General features: G+C 56.5%; 15 protein-coding genes and 2 riboswitches. Of the genes, 9 read left to right on the top strand and 6 right to left on the bottom strand.

Features of this window, described 5'->3' with window-relative positions:
• Positions 1-171 precede the first annotated feature (171 nt).
• From AC6RNO_RS33180 to sdaAB, 3 genes are all read right to left on the bottom strand, one after another.
• On the bottom strand, positions 172-408 hold the full coding sequence (locus AC6RNO_RS33180; RefSeq protein WP_488436089.1) for a hypothetical protein: 237 nt from the start codon (positions 406-408) through the stop codon (positions 172-174).
• Positions 409-688: 280 nt separating this feature from the next.
• The gene (gene sdaAA, locus AC6RNO_RS33175; protein ID WP_474684201.1) at positions 689-1564 is read right to left on the bottom strand and encodes an L-serine ammonia-lyase, iron-sulfur-dependent, subunit alpha; all 876 of its coding nucleotides are present in this window, start codon (positions 1562-1564) and stop codon (positions 689-691) included.
• Between the two features lie 13 nt (positions 1565-1577).
• Entirely contained in the window at positions 1578-2249 is a 672-nt protein-coding gene (sdaAB, locus tag AC6RNO_RS33170; protein ID WP_497108043.1) for an L-serine ammonia-lyase, iron-sulfur-dependent subunit beta, read from the bottom strand.
• 576 nt (positions 2250-2825) lie between these two features.
• Between sdaAB and AC6RNO_RS33165 the strand changes: the two genes are divergently transcribed.
• The gene (locus AC6RNO_RS33165) at positions 2826-3965 is read left to right on the top strand and encodes an N-acetylmuramoyl-L-alanine amidase (RefSeq protein WP_497108042.1); all 1140 of its coding nucleotides are present in this window, start codon (positions 2826-2828) and stop codon (positions 3963-3965) included.
• 185 nt (positions 3966-4150) lie between these two features.
• On the opposite strand, the gene AC6RNO_RS33160 is transcribed toward AC6RNO_RS33165, so the two are convergent.
• Positions 4151-4240 carry a putative holin-like toxin gene (locus AC6RNO_RS33160; protein WP_497108053.1) on the bottom strand — a complete coding sequence of 30 codons (90 nt, stop codon included), beginning with the start codon at positions 4238-4240 and terminating at the stop codon, positions 4151-4153.
• 202 nt (positions 4241-4442) lie between these two features.
• On the opposite strand from AC6RNO_RS33160, the gene AC6RNO_RS33155 reads away from it, so the two are divergent.
• On the top strand, positions 4443-4916 hold the full coding sequence (locus AC6RNO_RS33155) for a VanZ family protein (protein WP_497108041.1): 474 nt from the start codon (positions 4443-4445) through the stop codon (positions 4914-4916).
• Between the two features lie 52 nt (positions 4917-4968).
• On the opposite strand, the gene AC6RNO_RS33150 is transcribed toward AC6RNO_RS33155, so the two are convergent.
• Positions 4969-6324, bottom strand: a complete 1356-nt coding sequence (locus tag AC6RNO_RS33150; RefSeq protein WP_497108040.1) for an amino acid permease — start codon at positions 6322-6324, stop codon at positions 4969-4971.
• Positions 6325-6391: 67 nt separating this feature from the next.
• A riboswitch (guanidine-I (ykkC/yxkD leader) is annotated at positions 6392-6492 on the bottom strand.
• Positions 6493-6686: 194 nt separating this feature from the next.
• A riboswitch (guanidine-I (ykkC/yxkD leader) is annotated at positions 6687-6798 on the top strand.
• 72 nt (positions 6799-6870) lie between these two features.
• Here AC6RNO_RS33150 and AC6RNO_RS33145 point away from each other — a divergent pair.
• The 4 genes from AC6RNO_RS33145 (at position 6871) to atzF (ending at position 13803) form a co-directional block, all read left to right on the top strand.
• Positions 6871-7590: an urea amidolyase associated protein UAAP1 gene (locus AC6RNO_RS33145; protein WP_497108039.1), complete on the top strand. Its 720-nt coding sequence runs from the start codon at positions 6871-6873 to the stop codon at positions 7588-7590.
• A gap of 28 nt (positions 7591-7618) precedes the next feature.
• On the top strand, positions 7619-8269 hold the full coding sequence (locus AC6RNO_RS33140; protein ID WP_474684208.1) for an urea amidolyase associated protein UAAP2: 651 nt from the start codon (positions 7619-7621) through the stop codon (positions 8267-8269).
• A gap of 5 nt (positions 8270-8274) precedes the next feature.
• The gene (locus tag AC6RNO_RS33135; protein ID WP_497108038.1) at positions 8275-12021 is read left to right on the top strand and encodes an ATP-binding protein; all 3747 of its coding nucleotides are present in this window, start codon (positions 8275-8277) and stop codon (positions 12019-12021) included.
• Between the two features lie 21 nt (positions 12022-12042).
• Positions 12043-13803 carry an allophanate hydrolase gene (atzF, locus tag AC6RNO_RS33130; RefSeq protein ID WP_497108037.1) on the top strand — a complete coding sequence of 587 codons (1761 nt, stop codon included), beginning with the start codon at positions 12043-12045 and terminating at the stop codon, positions 13801-13803.
• Between the two features lie 227 nt (positions 13804-14030).
• Here atzF and AC6RNO_RS33125 read toward each other — a convergent pair whose 3' ends face one another.
• Positions 14031-14606 (bottom strand): BsuPI-related putative proteinase inhibitor, encoded by a 576-nt coding sequence (locus AC6RNO_RS33125; protein WP_497108036.1) that lies wholly within the window; start codon positions 14604-14606, stop codon positions 14031-14033.
• Between the two features lie 500 nt (positions 14607-15106).
• On the opposite strand from AC6RNO_RS33125, the gene AC6RNO_RS33120 reads away from it, so the two are divergent.
• From AC6RNO_RS33120 to AC6RNO_RS33110, 3 genes are read left to right on the top strand one after another with little or no spacing between them, the layout of a single operon-like run.
• A complete protein-coding gene (locus AC6RNO_RS33120; RefSeq protein WP_497108035.1) occupies positions 15107-15880 on the top strand; it encodes a phosphatase PAP2 family protein in 774 nt (257 codons plus the stop codon).
• Positions 15877-17061: an MGDG synthase family glycosyltransferase gene (locus AC6RNO_RS33115; RefSeq protein WP_497108034.1), complete on the top strand. Its 1185-nt coding sequence runs from the start codon at positions 15877-15879 to the stop codon at positions 17059-17061. The genes AC6RNO_RS33120 and AC6RNO_RS33115 overlap by 4 nt, the downstream gene beginning before the upstream one ends.
• Positions 17062-17082: 21 nt before the next feature.
• Positions 17083-17286, top strand: coding sequence for a hypothetical protein (locus AC6RNO_RS33110; RefSeq protein ID WP_497108033.1), 204 nt, complete (start codon positions 17083-17085; stop codon positions 17284-17286).
• The last annotated feature ends 22 nt before the right edge of the window (positions 17287-17308 follow it).

The following is a 17308-nucleotide window of genomic DNA, read 5'->3' as shown; positions in this document are numbered from 1 at the left end:
GCGCGACACCTCCCCAGTGGAACAGCTCCTGGCGCAACAGCCCTCGGCGCAACATCTCCCCGGTGCAACAGCTCCTGGCGCAACAGCCCTCGGCGCAACATCTCCCCGTACCTCCCAGCGCAACACCGAGCACGCAAAACCTGCGCCTGTCAGGCTGCCCAGTAACCCATGCTAAGGGAGGTCGCCCAATCCGCCCGGTTGCGTGAAGAAAACCTGCAAAAGTGCAGTTTTTGCTCGGTTGATGCGCTGGCTACGACAAATTCCTGCAAATGTGCAGGCTTTTCGCCGCGAACATGGGCTCAGGTTCATTTTCATCGAAAATTCCTGCACAATTGCAGGCTTTTCGCCAAAATGAACCACTTTTATGAAAAAAACCTGCGCTTTCGCAGGCTTTCCCTTGCCAACCACCTTGTTCCCTCCACTTCAGTACATCCACGGGAGAAACCTACACTTCCGCAGGATTCTCCCTGCCAACCGTCTTGTGCCCTCCACTTCAAGCGTATCCACGGGAGAAACCTACACTTTCGCAGGGTTCTCCCTGCCAACCACCTTGTGCCCTCTCACTTCAAGCGTATCCACGGGCAAAACCTGCACTTTCGCAGGCTTTCCCCGCGTTGTCCGTGCTGGTTCTAGCGGGCGAGTTTCAACACTCTCGCGCTTTCTCAAGGTTCTCCATCGCTGCTCATGATCAGCGTTTTTTCAAGTCGTTCATGATGCGGCGGCCTGTCGGCGTCTGGGCCAGGCCGCCGCCGGCCGTTTCGCGGTGCTGCTCCGGCATCGCCGATCCTACCTCGAGCATCACCTGGATGACCTCGTCAGACGGGATGACGCTCCGCACACCGGCGAGCGCCATATCCGCTGCCGCGAGGGCGGTGACGGCGCCGAAGCCGTTGCGGACGATGCAGGGGATTTCGACGAGCCCGCCTACGGGATCGCAGATGAGCCCGAGCGAGTTTTTCAGCGCGAGGCCGACGGCGTGAACCGCTTGTGCGGGCGTGCCGCCGCGCAGTTCGGTCAGCGCGCCGGCCGCCATGCCGATGGCGGAGCCGACCTCAGCCTGGCAGCCGCCTTCGGCGCCGGAGACGAAAGAGTTGTTGGCGATCACGTAGCCGATAGCGCCTGCGGCGAATAAGCCGTACACCATATGTTCGTCGCTCCAGCCGAACCTTTGCTGACAGCTGACGAACACGCCGGGAATAATGCCGCACGAGCCGGCCGTCGGCGTTGCGATGATTCTCCCCATGGACGCGTTCACTTCCGAGACGGCCAGAGCGTAGGCCATGGCCAGGCTCGCATCTCCGCCAAGATTGGGCTCGGTTTGGCTCCGATAAGCCATGACGCGCTGGGCGTCCAGCCCGGTCAAGCCGCTGCGCGATGTCGTATCTTCCCGCAGCCCGCGCTGCACCGCGTCTTTCATAACGGCGTAATAGTCCGCCATCTTGGCGAATTCCAGCCGGGAATCCCGTCCCGACTCGGCGGACTGCTCCTCCAGCATGAGCCTGCCAATGCCGGTTGCCTTGGACTGGCTTAACGCGGCTAGCTCGTCTAATGTGCGAAAATTCATTACGTCCAACCTCCTATTGCAAATCTACGATTTGTATCGACTGCAACGCCGGTATACGGTGCAGTTCCTCCATAAGCTCAGTGGTCACCGGACCGTCCAGTTCCAGCACGGTGAGGGCATCTCCGCTGCGGCTTTTGCGGTCGACGGACATGTAGCCGATATTCGTTTCATGCTGGCGCAGCAGCTGGGTGATATCGGCAATGACACCGGTCCAATCGCGGTGCTGCAAAACCAGAGTCGGGTAAATGCCGGTCATTTTGACGCTGAATCCGTTCACTTCGACGATCTCAATGTTGCCTCCCCCGATGGACGTGCCGACTACAGTGAGCTGCTTCTGTTTCGTTGGGTCGGAAAGAATCAGCTTGGCTGTGTTCGGGTGCGGATATAAGCCCTTGCCGATTTCAAAGGCAATGTGCAGCCCGCTCTGTCCGGCGATTTCAAGCGCATTCGAAATGCGGGTATCATCAGGCCGGAAATCGAGCAGCCCTCCGACAATCGCCCGGTCGGTGCCATGGCCCGCATAGGTGGCGGCGAACGAGCCGAAAAAAATAATGTGCGCATCGGCAGGCTGTCCGCCGAAAAGCTGGCGAGCCGCCCGGCCAATCCGGGCGGCTCCTGCCGTGTGGGAGCTTGACGGTCCGACCATAGCAGGACCGATAATGGAAAAAACGTCTTTAAATCGCATGAGCCATCGTCTCCGAGACAAGGATATACAATCCGCAAAGGACAGCTGGATAGCCGCGGCTTGAACGGACATGGACGTTTGGGGCGGGGACACGCCGGCCGGTACGAGACAATCGCAGGACTCGCCGTCCAGCCGTCCGGGCAGCTCCGTTTTGGCCTGAGCCGACAGTTCGGCGTCCGTAAACGCCGTCGGTCGAACCAGCCGTTTTGGACAGTTTATGCGTATAACGCGCAATAAATTCAGGAATCGGCCGCTTCGCGAGCTGAGCAGCAAGCGATTTGCCCGCTTGATCCGCAGCAGATGCCCGGAAATGCCGCATCCGCATCCGTATCGCCGAACAGCCCCTCGCGCGCCATTTTGCTGCAGCGCTTTCTTCGGCCGGACAGCTGTTAATGGGAGGCGTCCTTACTCCACCGGGCAGCCGCGGTCATAGCAGCAGTGACATTTTACGAGAAAAATTTTATAATTTGCATGTGTAAAGTGCTTAAAGCTCAATTCGGGCAAAAATCAATCATCGGAGCCCCTCCTGAACCGGAAAACGGGTAAAGCGGAGGCTGAAGGCAGGAGTAAACTTACATGCGGAACAGATCGGGGAGTCGCCTTTTACGCTGCAGCAGCAGTCTTGGTTTTATTTGTTTGTCACTCGTCCTGTTGTTCGGGGCGCTGGTGCCGGCGCCGGTCAGCGCCAAAGCTCAGGGCGAGCAGCTTATTTGCCTGGATCCCGGGCATCAACTGCACGGAAACAATGATCCGGAGCCCGTCGCTCCGAATTCAAAGGAAATGAAAGCGAAAGTGTCTTCCGGGACAACGGGAGTAGCCACGAAAAAGCCGGAGTATGTGCTGACCTTAGAAGCTTCGCTGCTGCTCAAAAAAGAGCTGGAACTGCTGGGCTACAAGGTGGTCATGACCAGGGAGTCCCACAACGTCGACATTTCGAATGCGGAAAGAGCACAAATGTGCAACGAAGCTCACGCAGATTTGGCCGTGCGGATTCACGCCGATGGCGACAGCTCTCCAGCGACGCAGGGCATCTCTGTGTTGTATCCGGCATGGAGCGAGGGGACTCAAGCGATTTACGCTCCAAGCAAGGAAGCGGCGGAGATCATTTTAAGGGAAGCGGCAGCAGCTTCGGGAGCCGTATCCAGGGGCGCCGTGCCGCGCTCCGATTTGACCGGATTCAATTGGTCCAAGGTGCCGACGGTTTTGGTCGAGATGGGATTTATGACAAATCCGCAGGAAGACAGGAAGCTGTCGGATCCCGGTTATTTAAATAAACTGACCGGAGGGATCGCGGCGGGCATTAATTCGGCTTTGGCCGCCCGGGTGGAAGAGCCGGAGGTTGAGGGGCAATCCCGGATCTACATGCCGATCCAAACCTGGCTGTATGAATTTTCCAAGGGCAAAATGACCCGTACCCGGTCTGCTTTGTCGCCTCAGCCTTTGCAAGTTGCCGCCGTCAGGGGTGGCTGGGGAAAAGTGAACACCTGGCTTGGAGAGCGGTGGGTGTTCCTTGGGCACGCTTTAACCCCGATCCAGCCGGTGAACAAGCAAATTGAACTGCGGGAAAATACGGCAATCTACCGGAGCCCGCTTGATGTGGAGCCTGCGGGCCGGCTATCCTCGCAAAAGGTAAACGCCCGCGAGCAATGGAACGAGTGGTATTTGATCGATACCTGGCTGGGAGAAATGTGGGTCAGGACAGCGGCGGAAGTGTAAGAAGTCATTGGATAGTGGGTTATATTTTCGTTGTCCTTGTGGTATACTGGATTCAAGACATGCGTACAATGCTAAGAGAGCCGTGCTGGTAACACGACTCTCCGCGCAATAGCCGCTTTTAAGGGCGGTAGGCTTTAGATAGGTTAACACGATCAGAAATAGACCGTTACCTTGGGTAGGGCGGTCTATTTCTTATTTCTGAAAGACAGCAGAGCTACGATAAGTAGTCCGAACGTAAGCATGATCATAAGTGCCTCGTATACTGTCACAGGCATCATCCTCCTTTCACAGAGGATTAGCCGACCGCCCTTGCAAGCCTATTCTATTGCACACCGATTATGGCATATATTGGAACTTTCAGAAATATTTAAGCGAATATTAACGTGTTATTCAGCTGGTTATCAGCCTGGCTTCAGTTCACGATCTTATCATTTTATTAATCCCACGGATAAAAAAATGATGAGGAAGGTGAACGGAATGAAGGTTCGATACCGGCTTTTTTTGGTTTGTTTGTGGTCCGTCATTCTTGTCGTTTTAACATGCACCAGTAATCTCGAATCTTTGTTCTACAACCATACGGTCCGGTTTGCTTTCGATCCGCATCCGGATTTTTCGCAGCTGTTTCTGTTCGATTTGACCGAAGTTCATCCCGCTTGGATTATCGTGAAGACAGGCCATTTTCTCGGCTTCGGCATGATTGACGTTTTGGCCTTTTACTTAATACGGAAGCAAAAACCGGCAATGCTGGTTGCGATCCTGTTCGCCGTTCTTACCGAAATTCTCCAGCTTTTCTTCAATCGGGACGGCAGATTGTATGATATGATGATCGATTCCGCCGGAGTGCTTCTGTCCTATTTTGTCATTCGCGCCGTGTTTTCCTTGAAAAACCGGACTCCGTCCTCCTGGAACAAGCCAGGCGATTACAGCGGCAAGCAGTACGCCAAAAGCTGAACGACGGACTGCCCGTCCGCCGATTTAGCGGCCCGGCAGGTCGATCCGCCTTTCATCTTCGGCCCCAACTAGGTCCGGCCGGGATGTCCGCTCTAATTTTTCCGCCCGTTGGGGAATGCCCGGGAAGCTTGACGGTCAACAGTCGGTAGACGATGCCGAAAGCGACCCAGGCGAGCCCCATCCACAGGGCGTTTTTGTCGAGGAGCGAGAGCAAATAACCGATAAATCCGGCTCCGGCCAAAGGCAGCGCAAGGTAAAGGACCGTTTGTTTGAACGAACGCTGCCGGTCTTTGACATAACGCTTGACGATGACGGATATGTTGACAAAAAAGAAGGCGGTCAGCGCGCCGAAATTAACGAATTTCACCGCCGTATCGAGGCTGATGACCAAGGCAAGCAGGGAAATGGCGCTAACGATGAGGACGTTGACGACGGGGGTTTTGAACTTCGGGTGCAACGAGCCGAATACCCGTTTGGGCAGTATGGAGTCCCGCCCCATCGCATACAGAAGGCGCGAGACGCTGGTCACGGATGATAATCCCTGGGTAAAGATGGCGAGTACAAGTACCGTGATGAAAATGGAGCTAAGCGCCGCGCCGCCGACGAGCTTGACGATTTCAAAGCCGGCCGAGTCCGTATTTTGAAAAGTCAGATTCGGATAGGCGAGCTGGGTCAAATAAGACGGCGCCAGATAAAGAATGCTGGCCGCAATAATGATGATCATAATGGCTCTTGGAATCGTTTTTTGTGAATCAATCGTTTCTTCGGACATCGTAGTGACGGTGTCAAAACCGAGAAAAGAGAAGCAAATCAGCGCTGCGCCCGCCAAAATAGCCGAAAACGGGATCTCCGTTTGAACGAAGGGCTGCAGCGGATGAATGCCGGCAAAACCGGTAAGATTTTTAAAGAGGAACAAACAGAACACGGCGATGAAGACGATTTGCAGCCATACGAAAATTTTGCTGAGATTGGCCGAAAAGCGGATGCCGATTATCGCAACGGCCGCCAAAACGATATTTAGCGAGACGATCCATACATAAGCGGGCACGGAAGGGAATTGCGCATGAAGATAAATGCCGAACGTCAGGCAGGCGATGATCGGCGAGAACAAATAATCCAGAAGCAGCGCCCAGCCTACCAGAAATCCGAGGTAAGGATGGATGCTTTTGCCGGTATACGTATAGGCGGAACCGGAGGTCGGGTACGTTTTGGACATAATGCCATAGCTGTGCGCCGTGAAAAAGATGGCGATAAAAGCAAGCGAATACGCCTGGGTCAGCATGCCCTGCGAATTTTCGTAAGCGATCCCGTAGATCGAGAAATAAATCATCGGCGTCATCCAGGCCAAACCCATATAGACGACTTGGCGCAGATTCAAAGTTTGGCGAAGCTTGACTTCGGACTTCATGATAGCAGCACTCTCCCTTGTTGTTAGTCTCATAAGAAAAAGCCCGGGCGATATCCATAAAAGAATATCCTCCCGGGCTTTTGTCCCTCCGTGAACACAGCGGCGCTGTGCGTTTTCTCTCGGACCTGGCCGGAGATGCTTTTCCGCGGAACCCTAGAAAACAAAATATATGTCACAATACATGACTTTAAAATTCGAACTGACTGTTATTTCATAAGAATTATGAGACATCAGAAAATTATGTTAGTTAATATAACACAAATAAAACGGTTTGAGAAGCGTTCGGACAAAATTTACTCATTTTTCGCCAGCCTCATTGACAATCGCTTGATATGGTGTTACTTTAATTAACACAACCGCATAGCTTTGTTTACTAGGGTTCCGCTGGCTGCCAAAGATAGGATGTCAGGCTGGTCCGAGAGTAAACCGCTCTTTGTAGGAAGAGTGCCACGGAAGGATAAAAACCTGGGAGATATCATGGAGACGACAAAGTCTCGTGATGTCTCCTTTTTGTTTACACGCATAAGCGAAAAGGAGCTGGTCAGGATGAGGAGCATTTGGAATACGACCCTTAATGCCGGAGGGAAATGGTCGGGCGTCATCGGTAAAAGGAAGCTGCTGCGCTTTACGGCGCTCGAATCGGGCGCGAACGTTTCGATGATGATGTTTAACGCCAGGGAGCTGACGGAGCGCTACAATATGCCGGATACGCTGAAAGCGCAGCATACGGCGCATTTGACGAAAGGGAACGTGCTGATGAGCGATAACGGGCGGGCGCTGGCCAGCTTTGTCGAGGACAGCCTCGGTTGGCACGATCCGCTGTGCGGATACACAAGTCGGGCGGCGACCGATGTCAAATACGGGGCGACGAACTACCAGGATCTGCGGAACGGTTGGCTTCGCAGCGGCCAGGAAAATTTCGCCGTGGAACTGGTGCGCAATGGTCTCGGCATGCGCGACATGATGCCTGTCGTCAATTTGTTCTCGAAAGTATACTGCGATGATTTGGGCGTGCTGCATTTCAGCGAGAATCATTGCCAGGCGGGTGCGACTGTGACACTGCGTACGGAAATGGACATTTTGCTTGTGCTGTCCAATACGCCGAACCCGCTTGATCCGCGAACCTCGTATCCGTCGGTTCCCGTAAAGTTTGAAGTTCAGGCCGCAGAGCCCGTGGATGTGCAGGATTACTGTGTGAATTACCGGCCGGAAAATCGCCGGGCTTTTGAAAATACTTGGGAATACCACGAGTTATCCGGTTTTTAATGAACATTATTTTCGAGGAGGAGTCCCAATGACGGTTTTTAATCGAGTGGAAAGTCCCCGCAAGGCCGAAGATGCCATATATGACGCGGTGGTGTTGGCCGGAGACGGATGGATGCATGATCTCGAGCCGGGACAAGTGCTGCGCATCGTCGATCTGGAAGGCAATCAGGCGGCGGATACGCTGTTTTATGACGCTGATCATCCGGAAGATCATTATAGTGCAGTGGCGACCATCGCCGATCAAGGCAACATGTATTTGACCGCAGGTTCGGTGCTTCGGGCCGAGTCCGGCAAAAAACTGGTGACGATTGTCGCCGATACGTGCGGACGCCATGATACGGTGGGCGGTTCCTGCTCCGCTCAAAGCAATACCGTGCGGTATTCCCACGACAAACTATCGATGCACAACTGCCGGGACACGTTCATGCTGCAGCTTGGGAAGCGGGAAGGTGCTTATACGAAGCGGGACTTGGCTCCGAATGTAAACTTTTTCATGAACGTTCCGGTAACGCCGGACGGCGGGTTGAAGTTCGACGACGGCGTATCGTCGCCCGGCGCTTATGTGGAGATGCAATCGCACGGACGCACGACGGTGCTCATCAGCAACTGCCCGCAGCTCAACAATCCTTGCAACGCCTACAACCCGACGCCGATCCGGCTGCTCATATGGGAGGGATGACGCATATGTTCGACAAAGTGCTGATCGCCAACAGGGGAGCCATTGCAGTGCGGATTGAACGCACTTTGCGCAGGCTGGGCATTGCTTCGGTTGCCGTATATACGAGCGCCGACCAGGACAGCCTTCACGTCGATCATGCGGACGAAGCGGTGCTGATCGGCGAAGGTCCGGCCAAAGAAAGCTACTTGAACGCCGAGCTCATTCTCAGAACGGCGCTGGAAACAGGCGCTCAGGCGATACATCCCGGTTACGGCTTCCTCAGCGAAAACGCGGATTTCGCACGTGCATGCCGCGAGCGGGGCATCGTGTTCATCGGTCCGACGCCGGAACAGATGGAAATGTTCGGCCTCAAGCATTCCGCCAGGGAGATCGCCGAACGGGCGGGGGTTCCGATGCTGCCGGGAACGCCGCTCATCACCGGGCTCGAAGAAGCGCTGCGGGAGGCCGGGCGAATCGGCTACCCGGTTATTTTGAAAAGCACCGCCGGCGGCGGCGGGATCGGAATGCGCGTCTGCGCCGACGAGGCGGAGCTCCGCGCCGCTTATGACGGCGTGCGTCATCTTGCCGAGACGAATTTCCGGAACGGCGGCATGTTCCTGGAGAAATACATCGCCAGAGCGCGGCATGTCGAGGTGCAAATATTCGGCAACGGCTTCGGCGAAGTTGTCGCCCTTGGCGAGCGGGATTGCTCGATTCAACGCCGCAACCAGAAGGTGATCGAAGAAAGCCCGGCGCCGAACCTGTCCGGGGAAGTGCGCGAAGCGATGTTCGCCGCCGCACGGCGGCTGGCTGCGGAAGTCGGCTATCGCAGCGCGGGCACTGTGGAGTTTTTGTACGATCCCGAAACGTGCGAATTTTATTTCCTGGAAGTTAATACCAGGCTTCAGGTGGAGCACGGCGTCACGGAAGAAGTGCTCGGGATCGACCTGGTCGAGTGGATGGTCCGCGAAGCGGAGGGCGGGCTGCAGGATTTGCAGTCGCTGCTGCGGGAGCCGGTCGGCCACAGTATACAGGCCCGGATATATGCCGAGGACTGCCTGCAGCAGTTCCGTCCGAGCGCGGGGCAGTTGGACCGGGCGGTTATGTCGGACAGCGCGCGGAATGAGACCTGGGTGCGGGACGGCATTACCGTGACGACGCTGTACGACCCGATGCTGGCGAAAATTATCGTCCGCGGCGCCGACCGCGCTGATGCGATCCGCAAGCTGATCCGCGCGCTGGAAGAGACGCGGATGTACGGCATCACGACGAACCTGCAGTATTTGCAAGCGCTGCTGCAGGAGCGGGAAGTTGCGGAGGGCCATGTGCATACCCGGCTGCTGAACGGTTTTGAGCCGTCGGAGCATGCCCTTGAAGTGCTGGACGGCGGCATTCAATCTACGGTGCAGGACTACCCGGGACGCATCCGCCATTGGGACGTGGGCGTGCCGCCCTGCGGACCGATGGACCCGCTGTCCTTCCGCATCGGCAACAGGCTGCTCGGCAACGGGGACGACGCGCCCGGCGTGGAACTGACGCTGCGCGGCGGCGCCTACAAATTCCGCGGCGATATGCGGTTCTGCCTCACCGGGGCCGACATGCAGGCCGAGCTTGACGGGGCCGCGGTTCCGATGTATCGTCCTGTTTTTGCTGGCAGGGGGCAGGTGCTGAGCTTTGGCGAGGCCAAGGAAGGGATGCGGACTTACCTGCTCGTCGCAGGTGGGTTCGATATGCCGCACATTCTCGGCAGCTCCGCCACATTTACGCTGGGGGGCTTCGGCGGTCACGGCGGCCGCGCCCTGCGTCCCGGTGACGTGCTCGGGGTAAGCAAAAGCGGAAAGGGAGCGGACGGTGATACAGCTAGCGATACAGCCGCCGTCACTCAGCCTGATTTTGTCTATCGCCCTGCCATGACACGGGAATGGACGATCGGCGTCATTCCGGGCCCGCACTGCACCGGAGAGTTTCTTAAGCCCGAGTATTTGCGGCAGCTGACCGAAATTAGCTATGAAGTGCATTTTAACAGTTCGAGAACGGGTGTCCGATTGATCGGCCCTGCTCCGCTCTGGACGCGGGAGGATGGCGGGGAAGCGGGGCTGCATCCGTCCAACATTCACGATAACGCCTATGCGATCGGCACGCTTGACCTGACGGGCGACATGCCGATCCTGCTCGGGCCGGACGGTCCGAGTCTGGGCGGATTCNTGCATCCGTCCAACATTCACGATAACGCCTATGCGATCGGCACGCTTGACCTGACGGGCGACATGCCGATCCTGCTCGGGCCGGACGGTCCGAGTCTGGGCGGATTCGTATGTCCGGTGACGACGGCGACGGCGGAACTATGGAAAATCGGCCAGTTGCACCCGGGCGACAGCGTGCGCTTCCGCCTGCTGACGCTGGAGCAGGCGGAAGCGCTGCGGCAGCGGCAGGAAGAGCAGCTGCAAGCCGTCGGCAGCGGGCAGGCCCCGCGTTATGGAAGCGATGCGCTGCCGCTGGCAGATGAAGCGCTGACCGCGGAGTACCCGAAGCTCGTGGAGCTTGCGGCAGGCCGCAGGTTCCCGCTGACGATCCGCTGCTGCGGCGATCAAAACCTGCTCGTCGAATACGGCGCAATGGAACTGGATTTGCTGCTGCGTTTTCAAGTGCAGGCGCTTATGCAAGCCATTGCCGATAGCGATGCGATTCCCGTCTTGGATTTAACGCCGGGCATCCGTTCGCTGCAGGTTCATATCGATCCGTCGCAAATGACGGTCAAAGAGGCTTGCCGGCGGATCGTGGAGATCGACGCCGGGCTTCCCCCGCTGGAATCGTTCCGGGTTCCTTCCCGGATCGTGCGCTTGCCGCTATCGTGGGACGATCCCGCGACGCAGCTCGCGATTCAGCGCTATCAGCAGGGCGTGCGGCCTGACGCACCGTGGTGTCCGAGCAATCTGGAATTTATCCGCCGCATCAACGGCCTGGACAGCATTGAAGACGTACGCGAGATCGTGTACAGCGCCAACTATCTCGTTCTCGGTCTGGGCGACGTGTATCTGGGGGCGCCGGTGGCGACACCGACCGACCCGCGCCACCGGCTCGTAACGACGAAATACAATCCCGCGCGCACATGGACGCCGGAAAATGCCGTCGGCATCGGAGGCGCATACATGTGCGTCTACGGGATGGAAGGGCCGGGGGGCTACCAATTCGTCGGCCGCACGATTCAAATGTGGAACAGGCTGCGGCCGACGGCGAGTTTCAAGCCCGGCAAGCCTTGGCTGCTGCGCTTTTTCGATCAGATTCAATTTTATCCCGTGGAGGCGGATGAGCTGCTGCGGCTGCGGGAAGATTTTTTGCGCGGCCGGTATGAAGCGGACATTACGGAGACGACATTCGATCTCGGCGAGTACCTGCAGTTCCTTGGCTCGATTGAAGAGAGTGCCGGGGCGTTCCGCCGGCGGCAGCAGGCTTCCTTCCAGGCCGAGCGCGAAAACTGGAAAGCTCAAGGGCTGGCCGAGTACGTCGCGGAGCAGGAGACGGCAAAACCGCCCGCGGAAGACGAGCTTCCCGAAGGAACGGTCGGCGTGCGCGGCATTATGCCCGGAAGCGTCTGGAAAGTGCTCGTCGCCCCGGGCGAGCGGGTGAAGAAAGGCGACAAGCTGGCCATTTTGGAAAGCATGAAAATGGAGTTCCCGCAGCACGCCCCTTGCGACGGTTGCGTATCGACGGTTTTTGTGAATCCGGGAGATCAGGTTCACGCCGGACAGCTGCTTGTCGGCATTGCCCAATAATAAGGAAGAGGTGCCACGCTTATGAAAAAGGTTGAACTTCCGCGCGAGTTGAGCATTTCGGCGCTGCGGAGCATGTATGAAAGCGGGACGGTTACTCCTGCGGAAGTCGTCGGGGAAATAATCCGGCGCGCCGATGAAGACGCCGATATGAATATATGGATCACTCCGCCGTCGATGGAGCGGGTCCGGCCGTACCTGGACCGGTTGGCATTCCTCGATCCGGCGGATGCGCCGCTCTGGGGCATCCCCTTCGCGATCAAGGACAACATCGACCTGGCCGGAGTGCCGACGACGGCGGGCTGCGCGGAGTACGCCTACACGCCGGAAGAACACGCCGCCGTGGTGGAACGGCTCATCGCCGCCGGGGCGATCCCCGTCGGCAAAACAAATCTCGACCAGTTCGCCACAGGCCTGGTCGGCACGCGCAGCCCTTACGGCGAAACGCACAACGCGCTTCGCCCCGAATGGATCAGCGGCGGCTCCAGCGCCGGTTCCGCCGTATCCGTGGCGCGCGGGCAAGCGGCGTTTGCCCTCGGTACCGACACCGCGGGCTCGGGCCGTGTGCCCGCGGCTTTGAACGGCCTGGTCGGCTACAAGCCAAGTCTTGGCGCGTGGCCGACCAAAGGCGTAGTGCCGGCGTGCGCGAGTCTCGACTGCGTCACGGTGTTCGGCCGCAGCCTCGCGGATGCGCTGGCTGTGGATGCTGCGGCGCGGGGCGCCCACGACGCGGACCCGTGGTCGCGCAGTCTGCCGCAGCCTGTGGCCCGCCGGCCTGCCAAGGTGTGCCTGCCGGCGGGGCCGCTCGCGTTCTACGGGCCGTACGCGGGCGAGTACGGCAGCGCCTGGGACGCGGCGGTCCGGCGGCTGGAAGGGCTGGACATCCACATCGAGTATGTGGATGCAGAGCTGTTCACGCAGGCGGCGGCGATCCTCTACGAAGGCCCCTGGGTGGCCGAGCGATGGGCTGCCTTGGGCAGCTTCATCGAGGCCAACCCGGGCACGGCCTTCCCGGTGACGGAGCGCATCCTGCGCTCGGGAGCCGCCGCGGAGTACGACGCGGCCTCCGTGTTCAAAGCGCTGCACCGGCTCCAGCGGTTCAAGCTGGAAGCGAGGAAGCTGCTGCAGGACGCGGTGCTGGTCATGCCGACCTGCGGCGGGACGTGGACCCGCGAGCAGGTGCGCCAGGACCCGGTCGGGACGAACAGGGATATGGGGCGCTACACGAATCATTGCAATCTGCTCGATTTGTGCGCGGTTGCGCTCCCTGCGGGGGAAGCGGCGGAGCGGACGCCGTTCGGCATCAGTTTGTTCGCCCTCGCGGAGAACGAAGGGCTACTCGGCGGCGCGGCGGAATGGTTTGGCGCGCAGCCGGCTGCGACGCCGGAATCTGCGCCTGCGGCGGAAGCGGCGGTCCGCGTTGCAGTCTGCGGCCTGCACATGCGCGGCTATCCGTTGGAGCGGCAGATGCTGAGCTGCAGCGCGACATTTCTCAACGAGGCGCTGACCGCGGCGAAGTATCAACTGGTGAAGCTGCCGACGGTTCCGGCCAAGCCCGGTCTCATTAAGCGGCCGGAGGGCGGGGCGTCCATCCGGCTGGAGCTGTGGGCGATGCCGCTTGAGGCGTTCGGCGCTTTTGTCGCTTCGATCCCGGCACCGCTGGGCATCGGCCGGGTGGAGCTGCTCGACGGCACCGAGGTGCCGGGGTTCGTATGCGAAGCTTACGCGGCTGCGGACGCGGAAGACATTACCGCCTCAGGCGGCTGGCGCAATGCAACCGCATAATACACCAGGAGCAGGAAAGCCCAAGCGGCTTCCTGCTCCTTGGTGTTCTTGATCGCGCTCCCTGTTCCTCGGCGTGTTTGAACTTGCTCCATGCCCCATGACGTGCATCAACGCGCCTTCCCGAACGTTTTCCCGCCGCGCCTCTTCCCGTTCCCTTTTCCCGGCTTGATCGACCGTCGTCATGCGGCGCAACACCGCGCGCTGGGAGCTGTACGCGCCGCGGCGTTCTATAATTCGACTGTTATTTTATCCGTCAGATCGTCATCGCTGATTGACACGGAGTCTAATCCGATCATCACTTTGACGGCGATTGTATATTTGCCGGGCGGAACCGGATGATTTTGCTTGTCATTCAGATTCCATTCCTCGTTAAACGTGAGCTTCTCCGCATCCTTGAAACCCCTCACGATCAAAGCTTGGGTAAATGCTTTATTGATCGACCATTTGTAAACTTCTTCATTTTGTTCGTTATAGACCCAAATATCATACTTTTGTCCCGAACCGTATGAAATTTGCAGGTCTTTCCCTGAAACGTTCTGCAAAGAAAAGTCCAGTTTTATTTTCCCGTTCTCTTGTTTCAATTCCAGCGAAGTTTTAAAAAGTCCGGATACGGGCTGGGGCTTCATTGTTTTCATTTCCGGAACGCCTTTCTCTAATTTTGGTCCGTTAACCGTTCCGCTTTCGATGGACGCAGCAGGTTCCCGGCGGTTTTCCAATGCTTGATTTTCCTTGATTACGATGACTGAACATCCGGCCAACAATGGAATTAGCATGATTCCCCACAAAATTTGCGTTTTTTTCATAGCGCTTCACCTCAATACGGTTAGACGGTACGATATTGGAAAATGTTCCACCCGCAACTCGCCGAAAAAGCTTCCCGCAATTCTATCCCCTAAAATGACTTATTCACAATTTATACACATTATCAACATATCCCAAAAGCCTCTTGTGTATAAGTTCGGATAATCCTATGCACATATCCACAACTTCTCTTGTCCACAGCTATCAGTTTTGTGGATATTTATTTTGCAGAGCCGGATTTTTACCAATTAAAATGCCTGTTAAAAATTGTATTATCATATATGAAACTGTAAAATGAAAGCAGGGCTGTCCCGCTGATTTTGCCCATTTTTTCCATAAAGCTGGTCTTAGGTCGGGGATTCCTTCGGACCTTTGTCTAAGACAATACACAACCAAAGTGCGTTTTGGCGATCGTGATTCTCCTTTATGATGAAAACAAATAACAACGGGAAACGCATCCGGGCGCCGGGTGCAATGAGTTGTTTTCGAGGAGGGGATGCTGGTGAAGGAATCGTTGGGATTGTATTTGCGAACATTAAGCTGGCTGCTTTCCATTCCTTTGGTGGGAATGATATATGTTTATCTGAATCATGCCGGCGGACCGGCGCACAGTCTGGTTACCGACATGGACCATCAGATCCCTTTTCTCAAAATATTTATTGTGCCTTATTTAAGCTGGTACGCGTTCCTTTTTGTCACGTTTGTTTACCTTGCTGTCAAGCATAAGGAGCTTTATTTCCAAACGTTGGTGAAGTTTTTGCTTGGTTTGTTGATTTGCTACGGCGTGTATGCCGTGTATCAGACTTATGTGCCGCGCCCGGCGCTGACGGGGGATGGCTTTCTGGACAGGTTGGTGGGCTTTGTTTACAGCACGGATGAACCGCTGAATTGTTTTCCCAGCACGCATGTGCTTACGGCTTATCTGATGATGAAAGCGTTTGTCGGTTCGGCGGTGATTCCGAAGTTTTACAAGTTTATTGTCACGGTGATTTCTGTTGTAATCATCATTTCGACCCAATTTGTGAAGCAGCATGTTTTGCTGGATATCGTTGGCGCCGTTTTGGTTGCGGAAGGTGTCATTTATGTGGTGAATCGTTGGTGCAAAGGTTGGCTCGGCAAATTTTTTGCCGGCAAATCTCCTGCTTTTCCTGTAGAAACGGCGGGATTAATGGGCACAATGGGAACAGAGAAGCTGGCAGCGGCTGCAAGAACCATACATTCTGTGGGTACCGCGGGTACTGCAAAAGCATTTGAAGGGGGTCCTAGGAAACGATGAAAACGCAGAGAGAGAAAATTTTGATTCTTACCGGCGCCCTGGGTGACGGACACAATAAAGCGGCTCAGGCGATTGTAGAGGCGGTTCGTCATTACCGCCCTGACGTAGAAGTGGAAGTGGTGGATTTTCTGGAATGGACGCATCCTTATTTGCATTCGGTCGGGAAGTACTGCTACATGCAATGGGTGAAAAGCCTTCCTTCGCTGTATGGCTATCTGTACCGCAAAACGAGAGATGACAATACGTTTTCCAACATGTTCAAACGGATGAAATCGTTCAGCACCGACCGCATGCTGGAGCTTCTTCGCGAAGTCAGGCCGACGGAGGTGGTCAGCACGTTTCCCGGCGCTGCCGCGGCGATGTCTTATTTGAAAGCGAACGGACTGACGGAGGTTCCTACGGTTACGGTCATCACGGATTATACGGCGCACAGCTACTGGATTCACCCTTGTACGGACCGCTATCTGGTAGGCGCCGGGCATGTGAAGCAGGCGCTTCTGCGCTACCGGATACCGGAGCAGCGAATTATTGTGACGGGAATTCCGATCCGGCTGCCTTTTATGCAGCAGTACGACCGGACCTCGCTGAGGGATCAGCACGGGTTGGACCGCGAACTGCCTACGGTGCTGGTGATGGGCGGAGGGCACGGTTTGATCGGCAAGCAATTTTTGTCGGTGCTGCAATCGGAAGACCTCGTTTCCACGGTTCAATTTATTTTCGTATGCGGGCGCAATGAAAAGCTGAAACAGCTGCTTGAAGCCGAGCTCGGGGGTCACAAAACCCGCCATCGGGTGCTGATCACAGGTTTTGTGGATCACGTGCACGAGCTTATGGCTTTATCCGATCTGATCGTTACGAAGCCGGGAGGCCTGACGGTATCGGAGGCGTTGGCGCTTGAGCTGCCGATGATGCTGTACAAACCGATTCCCGGGCAGGAGCAGGACAATGCGGCCTATCTTGTCGGCCTTGGCGCAGCGCTCGAAGCTAAAAATGCGGCGGATTTGAAAAGACAACTGCTGCAAGTAATTGACAACAGGGCGCTGCTTGCTTCCTTAAAGAAGAAGGTGAAGTCTTCCCATTCGAAGCATGGCGCGTTTCACACGCTGAATGCAATTTTGGAAACGCGGCACCATTACGTGCCGACACACGAGAGCCGGTCGGTTACATATGCTAATGCATGATCGCTTCGGCACGCGTACGGAATGAGCACAGACGGTTCGGTCGTTCTGCTTCACGACTGCGGCGAGACTTTCGGGGCTAATTCCGATGCGCCGGCCTATATGCTGCAAGCTTTGCAGAAGGTGCTGGAAGAGCTGTGGGCCCGGAATTACAAGTACGTGCGCATCGACGAAATGAACCGTTCGGCGGCGGACATTCGCGTGGAGAAACAAATTTCCGTTTCATAAAAAGGCAGTGATAGCGATTCGA

Source organism: Paenibacillus sp. sgz302190, assembly GCF_059820445.1.
The sequence above is the reverse complement of the archived record's forward strand: the minus strand, read 5'-3'. Positions and strand labels throughout refer to the sequence as shown.